This is a genomic window from Mycobacterium montefiorense (genome assembly GCF_003112775.1).
Taxonomy (GTDB): domain Bacteria; phylum Actinomycetota; class Actinomycetes; order Mycobacteriales; family Mycobacteriaceae; genus Mycobacterium; species Mycobacterium montefiorense.
This window is the reverse complement of the sequence record NZ_BFCH01000017.1, coordinates 488,399-500,734: the sequence shown is the minus strand read 5'-3', so window position 1 is coordinate 500,734 and position 12,336 is coordinate 488,399. Positions and strand designations below refer to the sequence as shown.

Annotated in this window: 11 protein-coding genes; 10 read left to right on the top strand and 1 reads right to left on the bottom strand. The window is 65.0% G+C overall.

From position 1 onward, the window contains the following. The first annotated feature begins 113 nt into the window (after window positions 1-113). A complete protein-coding gene (locus DB708_RS12270; RefSeq protein ID WP_108922168.1) occupies window positions 114-500 on the top strand; it encodes an ATPase in 387 nt (128 codons plus the stop codon). Window positions 501-863: 363 nt separating this feature from the next. Next, complete coding sequence (locus DB708_RS12265; RefSeq protein ID WP_108922167.1) at window positions 864-2,204, top strand: FAD-dependent oxidoreductase; 1,341 nt, start codon at window positions 864-866, stop codon at window positions 2,202-2,204. 23 nt (window positions 2,205-2,227) lie between these two features. Here DB708_RS12265 and fadD2 read toward each other — a convergent pair whose 3' ends face one another. Further along, window positions 2,228-3,907, bottom strand: a complete 1,680-nt coding sequence (fadD2, locus tag DB708_RS12260; RefSeq protein WP_108922166.1) for a long-chain-fatty-acid--CoA ligase FadD2 — start codon at window positions 3,905-3,907, stop codon at window positions 2,228-2,230. 59 nt (window positions 3,908-3,966) lie between these two features. Here fadD2 and DB708_RS12255 point away from each other — a divergent pair, with 59 nt between their 5' ends. The 8 genes from DB708_RS12255 (at window position 3,967) to DB708_RS12225 (ending at window position 12,302) form a co-directional block, all read left to right on the top strand. Continuing rightward, window positions 3,967-5,247 (top strand): DNA polymerase domain-containing protein, encoded by a 1,281-nt coding sequence (locus tag DB708_RS12255; RefSeq protein WP_108922165.1) that lies wholly within the window; start codon window positions 3,967-3,969, stop codon window positions 5,245-5,247. 49 nt (window positions 5,248-5,296) lie between these two features. Continuing rightward, a complete protein-coding gene (locus DB708_RS27670; protein ID WP_235616735.1) occupies window positions 5,297-5,461 on the top strand; it encodes a hypothetical protein in 165 nt (54 codons plus the stop codon). 56 nt (window positions 5,462-5,517) lie between these two features. Next, complete coding sequence (locus tag DB708_RS12250; protein ID WP_108922164.1) at window positions 5,518-6,516, top strand: ABC transporter substrate-binding protein; 999 nt, start codon at window positions 5,518-5,520, stop codon at window positions 6,514-6,516. 102 nt (window positions 6,517-6,618) lie between these two features. Beyond that, window positions 6,619-7,281, top strand: coding sequence for a 5-oxoprolinase subunit B family protein (locus tag DB708_RS12245; RefSeq protein WP_108922163.1), 663 nt, complete (start codon window positions 6,619-6,621; stop codon window positions 7,279-7,281). A gap of 14 nt (window positions 7,282-7,295) precedes the next feature. Then, window positions 7,296-8,177 (top strand): 5-oxoprolinase/urea amidolyase family protein, encoded by an 882-nt coding sequence (locus tag DB708_RS12240; protein ID WP_108922162.1) that lies wholly within the window; start codon window positions 7,296-7,298, stop codon window positions 8,175-8,177. A 61-nt stretch (window positions 8,178-8,238) separates the two neighbouring features. Next, complete coding sequence (locus tag DB708_RS12235) at window positions 8,239-8,802, top strand: GNAT family N-acetyltransferase (protein ID WP_108922161.1); 564 nt, start codon at window positions 8,239-8,241, stop codon at window positions 8,800-8,802. Between the two features lie 248 nt (window positions 8,803-9,050). After that, entirely contained in the window at window positions 9,051-10,460 is a 1,410-nt protein-coding gene (locus DB708_RS12230) for a nitrate/nitrite transporter (RefSeq protein ID WP_108922289.1), read from the top strand. 438 nt (window positions 10,461-10,898) lie between these two features. Beyond that, window positions 10,899-12,302, top strand: coding sequence for a nitrate/nitrite transporter (locus DB708_RS12225; protein ID WP_108922160.1), 1,404 nt, complete (start codon window positions 10,899-10,901; stop codon window positions 12,300-12,302). The last annotated feature ends 34 nt before the right edge of the window (window positions 12,303-12,336 follow it).

Below are 12,336 nucleotides of genomic sequence, written 5' to 3'. Positions count from 1 at the left end.
CCCGACGTTGTGCGCCGCGACTTACGCTGGTGTCAGTGAGACAATCAGTAGATAACGTGCGAACGTAAGTACTGATTTACTGATTTGCACCCGCGGGAGGGACGGTCGCCTCAGTGAGCTTCAACCCCGACCACGCCGGGCCCGATGCCAGCGCGTTTCGCGCGCAGATGTCCGCCACGTCACCCTCCGGAGACGCAACACCAACCGAGCGTCTCACCGGTTTTCGGCAGCCGCGTCCTCAACGAGTAGTCGCCGAGCCGGCAGATTCCCGATCACGATCCGGAGGCGAGCAGGCGCCGCGCATCCAACGGACCCGTCGCACCGTCGACCTGCCGGCCGCCACCCACCGGGCCCTCGACATCTGGCAGCGCGAAGCCGCCGACCGCCTGGGTGTCGCCCGGGTGACCGGACAAGAGGTGTTGACCGCGCTGATCGACCAACTTCTGGCCGATCCCAAACTCGCAACCCAGATCATCCGGTCTATCCAGGACCGGCGCTAGCGCAGCGGTGTGTCCGGCGCGGCGTGCACGCATTGACCGGATCAAACCCGCACCCGCGCGTAGCGCCGTCCCGGCGGTTCGACGACACCAGATTGTGTGACGGCCTGCATCCGCCCTGAACCGAAACCTACTGACCGGCGAGGTGCTGGTTCAGCAGCCGTGAGTCACTGGAACCTGTTCGGGTTGAAGCTGATTGAGCCCGCGAACCGATGTCAACGGCCCTCAAGATAGAGAACCCGTTCGCTGTGGCCGCGACGCCAAGGCCGTTGCTTGGCGGGCGATGTGACAGGAATCTCGTCCGCTGAGCTTGGACGCATCCTCACAGTATTTTAGGGTTGCCTAACCTAACTAGGGAAGGTGGAAATGCGGCAGATCAGGGTTGCGGTTGTCGGTGCGGGTCCAGCGGGCATTTATGCCGCCGATATTCTCGCAAACGAATACAGACATGCTCAGGTGGACGTATTCGACCGCCTCCCTACGCCTTTCGGACTTGTACGGTACGGCGTTGCACCAGATCATCCACGCATTAAAGAGATCATCAAGGCGCTGCGGCGAGTCCTTACACGGACGGAGCTTCGCTTCATCGGCAATGTCCATTATGGAACTGACATCAAGCTCTCCGATCTCCGGCACCATTACGACGCGATCATCTTCGCCACCGGCGCACGGGCCGATCGAAATCTCGATATCCCGGGCATCGATTTGCCAGGGAGTTATGGGGCCGCCGAGTTCGTTTCCTGGTACGACGGCCATCCCGATGTCCCGCGTGAGTGGCCCCTCAACGCGAAGAATGTCGCGGTGCTGGGCGCGGGCAATGTCGCTCTCGATATTGCCCGTGTACTAGCGAAACCAGCTGACGAACAGCTCACCACGGAGATACCGGACAACGTCTATCGCGGACTCGCCGGCAACCACGCCACCGACGTGCACGTCTTCGCCCGCCGCGGCCCAGCTCAGATCAAGTTCACCCCAATGGAGTTTCGCGAGTTGTCGCACTCGCCAAACGTCGATGTGGTCGTGCATCCAGACGGCTTCGAGATCGACGACGCCAGTCAACGAGCGATCAACTCGAACAAGTCGACGCGACTCGTGGTCGACACCTTATTCCGGTACATGGAGATGGATCCGACCGACGCTTCGCGCCGAATCCATATCCACTTATGCCAGGCACCTGTGGCGATCCTCGGAACCGAACACGTTGAGGGGTTGCGTACCGAGAGAACCGAACTATTGGGTAACGGAACGGTCGGGGGGACAGGCGATTTCACCGACTGGCCAGTGCAGGCTGTATACCGCGCGGTCGGCTACCTTTCGTCGCACTTGGCTGATCTCCCCTTTGACCACCACGCCGGTATCGTGCCGCATGATGCCGGTCGAGTGCTCGACATGGACGGCGCCATGATCGACTCCGTGTACGTAACAGGGTGGATCAAGCGCGGCCCGGTGGGGCTCATCGGTCACACCAAATCCGATGCCGCCGAAACAATCGCGAGCCTGCTGGCCGACCTCCCGGGTCTGCGCCCACCCGTCGTATCCGACCGCGACGCGATCCTGGCGTGTCTCTCGCAGAACGGCATCGACTACACAACCTGGGAGGAATGGGAACGCCTTGACCTACACGAGATGGCGTTGGGCAAAGCGCGAGGTCGCGAGCGCATCAAGGTCGTGCCTCGCCGAGAAATGATCAGCGCTGGGCGGACCTGAGACTCGCGTAAGCCGCCGGCCCGCTAGTCGATCTCCATTTCGCGCAGCTCACGCTTGAGGACCTTGCCTGTCGGGTTGCGCGGCAGCTCTTCAAGGAAGACCACTTCGCGCGGCACCTTATAGCGGGCCAGGTGGTCGCGCACGTAGTGCTTGATGGTGTCCTCGTCGACGTCGGCGCCTTCCTTCTTCACCACGAAGGCACGCAGGCGGTGGCCCCACTCCTTGTCTTCGACACCGATCGCGGTGGCCTCCACCACGGCTTCGTGTCCGCTGATCAGATCCTCGACCTCGGCCGGGAAGACGTTCTCGCCGCCGGAGACGATCATCTCGTCGTCGCGGCCGCTGACGTACAGCAGACCGTCCTCGTCGAAGTAGCCGACGTCGCCGGACGACATCAGGCCATCGATGATCTGCTTGTGCCCGCCACCGGTGTAGCCCTCGAACGGGAAGGCATTGCCGACGAAGATGCGTCCGACGTCGCCCTGCGGCAGCTCGTTGCCGTTGTCGTCGAGGATCTTGACTTTCACACCCTTGACGACCGGCCCGACCGTCGAGGCGTTCTTCTCCAGGTCCTGGGGCCGGGCGATGGTCGCGAACGCGATCTCCGTCGATCCGTACATGTTGTAGATCACCGGACCGACGTCCTTGAGCGCGCGGTTGGCCAGCTCGGCGCCTAATTGCGAACCGGACACGAAAATGATCTTCAGGCTGGACAGGTCGGGCTTGGAGTCCATCTTTTCCAGCGCGTCCAGGATCCGGGACAACATCACCGGCACCACGACCATGGCCGTCACCTTGTGCTTCTCGATGTCTTCCAGCACCAGCGGCGGCTTGAACTTGCGACGCAGAACCAGCGTCGAACCCAGGAACATCGCGATGGTGGCGTGCAGATAACCCAGTGCGTGGAACATCGGCGCCGGCAGCGACGTGATCTCGTTCGCCTTGAACGGAACGTGCGACAGGATGCCGCCGACGGGCGCCAAAGTTGGCGGGGTGCTGCGGTTCGCACCCTTGGGCGTTCCGGTGGTCCCGCTGGTCAGGATGATGATCGAGGCGTGTTTGGTCGCCTTGGGTGCGGGCTCGGAGCTGCTGCGCTCGATCAGCTCGGCCAGCGTCTCGTCGGTGCTGCCCGACGGCTCGTCGCTGTCCGGGTTGACGCCTAACGCCCGCAACTTGCCCAGCTCCGGCTCGGCTTGGCTGACGGCCTTGGTGTACTCGTCGTCGTAGATGATGATCTTGGCGCCCTCGCGCTCGGAGACCTCTTTGATCTGCGGGCCGGAGAATTCGCTGTTGAGCAGGATGATGCGGGCGCCGACCCGGGCCGCGCCGTAGTTGGCGATCATGAACCAGCGGTGGTTGCGGGCCAAGATCGCGACACCGTCGCCGCCCTTGACACCCTTCTCGATCAGGCCGTTGGCCACTGCGTGGGCGGCTTCGTCGAGTTCCCGATAGCTCAACTCGCCGTCTTCGTCGATCAGCGCCGCGCGGTCGGGGGTGCGTCTCGCGTTGTGTGAGGGCAGCATGCCGAACTCGCCCCACTTGACGATGTCGGCGGCCAGCCCCGTGTAGTTCTGCGGCGGCTCCAGCCGAAACGCGCCCGCCTCGAAGATCTTCCGGACGTAGTGCAACTCGGCCGAGCCGCGTTCGACGTACTGCTGGATCTTGGAAACGGCTTGCCCGGGCAGGCCAGGAAGATTAGGCATAAACCTCACCCTATGTGACGAGGGTCGCAACGCGGCCAGAAAATTTTCGCGGAATTACGATGAATCCCATGACCGGCCCGGCGTCATTGGAGGTTGCCGGGCACCAGGTCGCCATCAGCCACCCCGACAAGGTCGTCTTCGAAGCCCGCGGTGACACAGGGCCTTACACCAAGCTCGACCTGGTCCGCTATTACCTTTCGGTCGCCGACGGAGCGTTGCGGGGGGTAGCAGGCCGGCCGATGATCTTGAAGCGCTTTGTCAAGGGGATAGCGCAAGAGGCCGTCTTCCAGAAGCGGGCACCGACCAAGCGGCCGGACTGGGTCGACGTTGCTGAACTCCACTACGCACGCGGCACTTCTGCGGCGGAGGCCGTCATCCACGACGCCGCCGGCCTGGCGTGGGCCATCAACCTGGGGTGCGTGGACCTCAACCCGCACCCGGTGCTCGCCGACGACCTCGACCATCCCGACGAGCTGCGCGTCGATCTGGACCCGATGCCCGGGGTCTCCTGGCAGCGGATCGTCGACGTGGCATTGGTGGCCCGCGAAGTGCTCGAGGACTACGGCCTGACCGGGTGGCCGAAGACATCCGGATCGCGGGGCTTTCATATCTACGCCCGGATCGCTCCGCACTGGGAGTTCCGTCAGGTCCGGCTGGCCGCCCAGACCGTTGCGCGCGAGGTCGAGCGACGGGTGCCCGAAGCGGCGACCAGCCGCTGGTGGAAGGAAGAGCGCGAGGGCGTGTTCGTCGACTTCAACCAGAACGCCAAGGACCGCACGGTCGCGTCGGCCTACTCGGTGCGAGCCACTGCGGATGCCCGGGTGTCGACGCCGCTGCATTGGGACGAGGTCGCCGGCTGCCGGCCGGAGTCGTTCACGATTGCCACCGTCCCCGGGCGTTTCGCCGATATCGGCGACCCGTGGGCGGGCATGGACGACGCGGTCGGCGGGCTGGACCGGCTGCTGATGCTGGCCGAGGAACTGGGCCCGCCGGAGCGGGCGCCGCGCGGCTCCGGGAAGCGTGCCGAGGGCCGGCGCCTGTCGTCGATGCCGCTGATCGAGATCGCCCGGACCAAGACCAAGGACGAAGCGATGGCCGCGCTGGACACCTGGCGTGACCGCCACCCTGCCGTCGCCGAGCGGTTGCGGCCGGCCGACGTGCTGGTCGACGGCATGCGCGGGCCGAGCTCGATCTGGTACCGGATCCGGATCAACCTGCAGCACGTCGCGGTCGACCAGCGCCCGCCGCAGGAGGAGTTGATCGCCGATTACAGCCCTTGGAAACAAGGGGGGCAGGGATACACACCGCCCGCTTCCCGGCCGGGCGCCGCCGGAACTTAAAGCGGCCAGGTACGACGAGTGCGGCCGCACCGTCAACGCCGTCGCCGAGTTGACCGGGCGCCGAATCGACTGTTCCACAGACGATTTCGAAGCCCGAGCGTTCGCCGGTGCGCTGACCGGCGCCATGATCGCGGTGCTCGGCAGCGCGCCGCGAACGGCTGAGACGACCTATCGCCCGGTGGACTTGGTGGATGCCGGCATGCCGCTGGGCTGAGCCGCGAAACCGCGCGGCGATGCAGGTCAGAGTCGGCGACGCGATACTCTCACGCGATGCGACACGGATGGAATCGGCGGGGGTTCCTGCAGCTCGCCGGTGCCGCCGCGGTCACCGCGGCCGCCGGGGCCTCATCGGGGTGCTCGTCGCCCAAACCTACGTCGAACGCCCCCGCCGGCGAAGGCGTGACGATCACCCATCTTTTCGGTCAGACCGTCATCAAGGCTCCGCCCAAACGTGTGGTCAGCGCGGGCTACACCGAGCAAGACGATCTGCTCGCGGTCGGCATCGTGCCGATCGCGGTAACCAACTGGTTCGGTGACCAGCCGTTCGCGGTGTGGCCGTGGGCCCAGTCCAAGCTCGGCGGCGCCCAACCTGTGGTGTTGAACCTGGACAGCGGAATTCCCGTCGACCAGATCGCCGGCCTGAAACCCGATTTGATCGTGGCGATCAACGCCGGCGTAGACGCCGACACCTACCAGAAGCTGTCCGCGATCGCACCGACCGTCGCGCAGTCCGGTGGTGACGCCTTCTTCGAGCCGTGGAAGGACCAGGCCATTACGATCGGACAGGCGGTATTTCAGGCTGACCAGATGAACGCGCTGATCGACGCCGTCGACAAGCAGTTCGTCGCCGTCGCCCAGAATCATCCGCAGTGGAGGACCAAAAAGGCGTTGCTGATGCAGGGCACCCTTTCTGGGGGCACCGTGGTCGCTACCGCGGCGGGCTGGCGAACCGACTTCCTAAACCAGATGGGTCTGGTGATCGCCGACAGCATCAAGCCTTTCGTCACCGATCACCGCGCCGTCATCCCCCGCGATCAGATCAAAACGGTGCTCGATGCCGCCGACGTGGTGATCTGGACGACCGAGAATCCGGACCAGCAGAAGGCGCTGCTGGCCGACCCCGAGATAGCGGGATCGCAGGCGACCGTGCAGAACCGCCACGTGTTCACCACCAAGGACCAGGCGGGTGCGATCGCCTTCGGGTCGGTGCTGAGCTACCCCATGGTCGCCGATCAGCTGCCCCCGCTGATCGGAAAAATCCTCGGTTAGATCCCGGTCTCTTTGAGCGTTCGCTAAGGCACCTCTGGCAGTGCTCGAAAATCTCGCGCCGCCCCCTCCCGCCTGGCCCGATTCCGAGGTTACCGTTCAGTAATGAGCGTGACGGATCTCCCCGCGGACGTGTCGACCGAACTGGTCGGCAATGTCGTTCTGGATTACGGCGACCAGGCCCTGTTGGTGCAATGTGGGAGCACCGCCGAGGTACTGGCATGGGCGGATGCGCTGCATGCGGCGGCGCTGCCCGGTGTGCTTGACATCGTTCCCGCAGTCGGCACGGTGCTGGTCAAGCTCGATGGCCCTCGATATCAGGGCGTCATCCGTCAGCGGCTGCGGAAACTTCGGGTCACCGCCGATACGGCCGGCTACGCCGAGCGCACCGCCGACGTGGTGATCGACGTCGTGTACGACGGCCCAGACCTCGCCGAGGTCGCCAGCCACACCGGGCTGACGACCGCACAGGTCATCAACGCACACACGTCCACGATGTGGCGAGTCGGGTTCAGCGGATTCGCACCGGGTTTCGCATACCTGGTCGACGGCGACCCGCGCCTGCGGGTGCCGCGCCGATCCGAACCACGGACCGCGGTACCGGCCGGCTCAGTAGCGCTCGCGGGTGAATTCAGCGCGATATATCCACGCCGATCCCCCGGCGGCTGGCAACTCATCGGTCACACCGACGCAGTCCTGTGGGACCTGGTGCGATCCGAACCGGCGTTGCTGACGCAGGGCATGTGGGTTCAATTCCGGGCCGCGTAACCAAGGAGCATGTAGTGACAACCCTGGAAATCCTGCGCACCGGACCACTCGCCATTGTCCAGGACCTCGGCCGGGTCGGGCAGGCCCGCCTCGGCGTCGGCCGGTCCGGCGCCGCCGACCGCCGCTCGCACAAGCTCGCCAACCGGCTGGTCGCCAATCCCGACGACCGTGCCACCGTCGAAGTGACCTTCGGTGGCTTCGCGGCCCGGGTGCACGGCGGCGATGTCGACATCGCGGTGACTGGCGCCGATACCGATCCGTCGGTCAACGGAATCAAGTTCGGCACCAACAGCATTCATCATGTCCGCGACGGCCAGGTGATTTCGCTGGGCACCCCGCGGGCGGGTTTGAGGACCTACCTGGCGGTGCGCGGCGGCATTTCCGTGGAACCGGTGCTGGGTTCGCGAAGCTACGACGTGATGTCGGCGATCGGGCCGTCGCCGCTGGCCCCCGGGGACCAGCTGCCGGTCGGCGCGCACACCGACGAGTACCCCGAGCTCGACCAGGCGCCGGTGGCCGCCATCAGCCTCGAGGCGGTCGAGCTGTTGGTGGTGCCCGGACCACGCGACGACTGGTTCGTCGACCCCGATGTCCTGGTGCACACCGACTGGGTGGCATCCGACCGTAGCGACCGAGTCGGGATGCGATTGGTCGGCCGCCCGCTGCAGTACCGCTTCCCCGACCGGCAGCTGCCCAGTGAGGGCGCCACCCGCGGAGCGATTCAGGTGCCGCCCAACGGATTACCGGTGATCCTGGGCCCCGACCATCCGATCACCGGCGGTTACCCGGTCGTCGGCGTGGTGATCGACGAGGACATCGACAAGGTCGCTCAGGTGCGGGCGGGTCAGCAGGTACGGCTGCACTGGGCGCGGCCACGATCCCCGGCAGGCGCTTAGTCAAACTGATATCGGGTGTTGTCCAGATGCGATTCCGGCCACAAAGTTGTAGACAGGACGTGTGTCCACTCAGGTCCACACCACACGCCAGGTCCACACCGCCCGCTTGGTCCACACTGCCGATCTCGACAGCGATACCCGGCAACGTGTCCACGAGATGGTCACCGACGCCTTCGCGGGTGATTTCACCGAGAACGACTGGGAGCATGCCCTGGGCGGCATGCACGCCCTGATCTGGCATCACGGCGCGATCATCGCGCATGCCGCCGTGGTGCAGCGGCGTTTGTTCTATCAAGGCAATGCGCTGCGCTGTGGATACGTCGAAGGCGTCGCGGTACGCGAGGACCACCGCGGCCAGGGGCTGGTGCACGCGCTGCTGGATGGAGTCGAGCAGGTGATGCGTGGCGCTTATCAGATGGGGGCGCTGAGTTCCTCGGTCCGCGCCCGCGGCGTCTATTCGGCGCGCGGCTGGGTGCCCTGGCTTGGCCCGACGTCGGTGCTGGCCCCGACCGGCCCCATTCGCACGCCCGACGACGACGGATCGATCTTCGTCTTCCCGGTCGTAGTCGGCTTGGACACGTCCGCGGAGCTGATATGCGATTGGCGCGCCGGCGACGCGTGGTAGGCGTGCTGCGAAATCTCTTCCATATCAGCGTGATTCATCACAGCCCCGTCGGCTACGATGTGAGCTGATGCGGCGCTCAATCCCGTAATTGTGGTGCACGCCACACTGATTGACAGCCCTCACACTGCCGGCCGTGCAAAGGTGAGCGGAAATTCACGCCCGGGTCATTGCGGGCAGCGCCCGGGCAACAATGAATTCCTAGCGTTATCGCCAAGAGTGATGGCGATTGGAGTCCCATGAAATTACCGCTGGGCCGTTCACATGTCCTTTCGGACTGGGACCCCGAAGACATCCAGGCGTGGGAAGCCGGCAACAAAAAGATCGCCCGCCGCAACCTGATCTGGTCGGTGGCCGCCGAACACATCGGCTTCTCGATCTGGTCGATTTGGTCGGTGATGGTGCTGTTCATGCCTGCGTCGGTGTACGGCTTTTCCGCCGGGGACAAATTCTTGCTCGGCGCTACCGCCACACTGGTCGGGGCTTGCCTGCGATTCCCCTACACGTTTGCCACCGCCAAGTTCGGCGGGCGCAACTGGACGGTGTTCTCCGCACTGGTGCTGCTGATCCCGACCGTCGCCACCATCCTGCTACTGGCCCACCCCGGCCTGCCGCTGTGGCCCTACCTGGTGTGCGCGGCCCTGGCCGGCCTGGGCGGGGGCAACTTCGCGTCGTCGATGACGAACATCAATGCGTTTTACCCGCAACGCCTGAAGGGCTGGGCGTTAGCGGTCAACGCCGGCGGCGGCAACCTCGGCGTGCCGGTGATCCAGCTGGTCGGCCTGCTGGTGATCGCGGCCGCAGGCAACCGGCAGCCGTACTGGATCTGCGCGATTTACCTTGTGCTGCTGGCGATCGCCGGTATCGGCGCCGCGGTGTACATGGACAACCTGCCGCAGTACCGCATCGAGATGGACACCATGCGCGCGGTGCTGCGCGAACCGCACAGCTGGGTGATCGCGCTGCTGTACATCGGCACCTTCGGCTCGTTCATCGGATTCTCGTTCGCGTTTGGCCAGGTGCTGCAGATGAACTTTTCTGCCAGCGGCGAGAACACCGCGCAGGCATCGCTGCATGCCGCCCAGATCGCTTTCCTGGGGCCGCTATTGGGATCGATGTCGCGGGTATACGGCGGCAAGCTTGCCGACCGCATCGGCGGCGGCCGAGTCACCCTCGCCGTCTTTTGCTCGATGATCCTGGCTGCCGGAATCTTGATCAGCGCAAGCACTTTCGGTCGCCGCGGCACGGGTCACATTTCCACCGCGACGATGGTCGGCTATGTGATCGGGTTCGTTGCCCTGTTCGTCCTGTCCGGCATCGGCAACGGGTCGGTGTACAAGATGATTCCGTCGATCTTCGAGGCGCGCAGTTACTCCCTGCAGGTCGGCGAGATGGAGCGCCGGCAGTGGTCACGTTCCATGTCTGGGGCACTGATCGGACTCGCCGGTGCGGTCGGCGCCCTCGGTGGCGTGGGCGTCAATCTGGCGCTGCGCCAGTCGTATATACACAGCGGCACGGCGACGTCGGCGTTCTGGGCCTTCACGGTGTGCTACCTGGCTGCCTCGGTGCTGACCTGGGCGGTGTACATACGCCGCCCACTCGAGGTCACCGCCCCGGCGGCTGCACAGGCCGCATCGCCCGCCCGACTGGCTCACGTATAGGCCCGATATGCGTGCCGTACCGATAGCCGCGTAGCACGAAATGTATTCCACCTCACACCGAATTCCCCAGGCGCGCTGGAACCGTCGAGTATTTATGATCTTTGGCTGTGACGATTGGGTGTAACGTCCGGGCTGAGCTGTGGTTATGCCGACTCGGATAACCCCTCAGCGACCTACCAGATAATTGGGATTCAACTTACAGGCGATATGGGTCGGATTGAGTTGACGCAGTTCTGTTCTGAATGTGAGCATCGGAACTGCGGCAGGGCATGCCTCTCAATTCGAGGCGCCCACAGGGGCATTGAAGTCCAGACTCACAACAGCTCGTCCCGCTCGCTTGCGGGTCGGGCCGATTGGCGCCGGCACGAGGTCGGTGCGCGGTTCAGACGGGCGGCTTCTCCACGCGCCCACGGGATTTCGTTGAAAGGTACAGATCGCATGGGCCGCAACCACCGCATCACGGAGTGGAACCCGGAAGACACCGGGGCCTGGGAGGCCGGCAACAACAAGATCGCCCGCCGCAATCTGCTGTGCACTGTGGCGGGTGATCACGTCGCCTTTTCGATCTGGACCCTCTGGTCGGTGATGGCGCTGTTCATGCCGATGTCGGTCTACGGCTTCAATGCCAGCGACAAGTTGCTACTGGGCGCCGTTGCGGCGCTGACCGGCGGCTGCGCGCGAATCCCCTACACCCTGGGCATCGCGAAGTTCGGCGGCCGCAACTGGACCACGTTCTCCGCGTTCGTGCTGCTGATCCCGACCGTCGGCACCATCGTGTTGCTGGCCAACCCCGGGCTGCCGTTATGGCCCTACGTGGCGTGCGCGGGGCTGACCGGACTGGGCGGCGGCAACTACGCGGCATCGCTGGCCAACGTCAACGCGTTTTATCCGCAGCGACTCAAAGGCACCGCACTGGCAATCAACGCCGGTGTCGGCAACCTCGGTGTCGCGGGGATCCAATTGACCGGGCTGCTGGCGCTGGCCACCGCGGGCCACCAGGCGCCGTACTGGGTGTGCGCGGTTTACCTAGTGCTGCTCACGGCGGTCGGAATCGCCGCGGCGCTGTTCATGGACAATCTCGACCACGGCCTCGAGCTCAACCACATGCGGTCGATCCTGTTCGACCGCGACGCCTGGGTGATCTCGCTGCTCTACATCTGCACTTTCGGCTCCTGGATCGGATTTTCCTTCGCCTTCGCCCAGGTGCTGGAGGTCAATTTCATGGCCAACGGAGAAAGCGTCAGGCACGCGTCGCTGCACGCCGCCGAAATCGCCTTCGTCGGGCCGCTATTGGGCTCGCTGGCACGGATCTACGGCGGCAGGCTGGCGGACCGCCGCAGCGGCGGCCGCGTCACCCTGGGCGTGTTTGTGGGCATGATTGTGGGCGCCGGATTGCTGGTGGGCATCAGCACGGTCGAGGACCGCAGCGGTACGACGTCGTCCACCGCGGTCCTCGGGTACGTCATCGGGTTCATCGTTCTGTTCGTGCTGTCGGGGATGGGCAACGGCTCGGTGTTCAAGCTCATCCCGTCGGTCTTCGAGGCGCGCAGTCGCGCGTTGGAGGCCGGCGAGGCAGAGCGCCGGCAGTGGTCGCGCGTGAAGTCGGGATCGCTGATCGGTATCTGCTCCGCGGTCGGCGCGTTCGGCGGCGTCGGCATCAATCTGGTGCTGCGCGAGTCGTACCTGCGCAGCGGTACCGAGACGGGTGCGTACTGGCTGTTCCTGGCCTCCTACCTCGTCGCGGCGATCCTGACGTGGGCGATGTACGTGCGCCGCCCGGCGTCGGCACGCCACGCGCCCAGCCCGGTCCTCGAAACCGAAACCGAAACCGCCAGTGTGTGACGACCGCCGCAATACGGGCAATGCGTCAGCAATC

Bases quoted from the DNA above. Each gene is read 5' to 3' on its own strand.
- DB708_RS12255 (WP_108922165.1), top strand. From the start codon at position 3,967: ATGAATCCCATGACCGGCCCGGCGTCATTGGAGGTTGCCGGGCACCAG.
- DB708_RS12245 (WP_108922163.1), top strand. From the start codon at position 6,619: ATGAGCGTGACGGATCTCCCCGCGGACGTGTCGACCGAACTGGTCGGC.
- DB708_RS12265 (WP_108922167.1), top strand. From the start codon at position 864: ATGCGGCAGATCAGGGTTGCGGTTGTCGGTGCGGGTCCAGCGGGCATT.
- fadD2 (WP_108922166.1), bottom strand. From the start codon at position 3,907: ATGCCTAATCTTCCTGGCCTGCCCGGGCAAGCCGTTTCCAAGATCCAG.
- DB708_RS12250 (WP_108922164.1), top strand. From the start codon at position 5,518: ATGCGACACGGATGGAATCGGCGGGGGTTCCTGCAGCTCGCCGGTGCC.
- DB708_RS12225 (WP_108922160.1), top strand. From the start codon at position 10,899: ATGGGCCGCAACCACCGCATCACGGAGTGGAACCCGGAAGACACCGGG.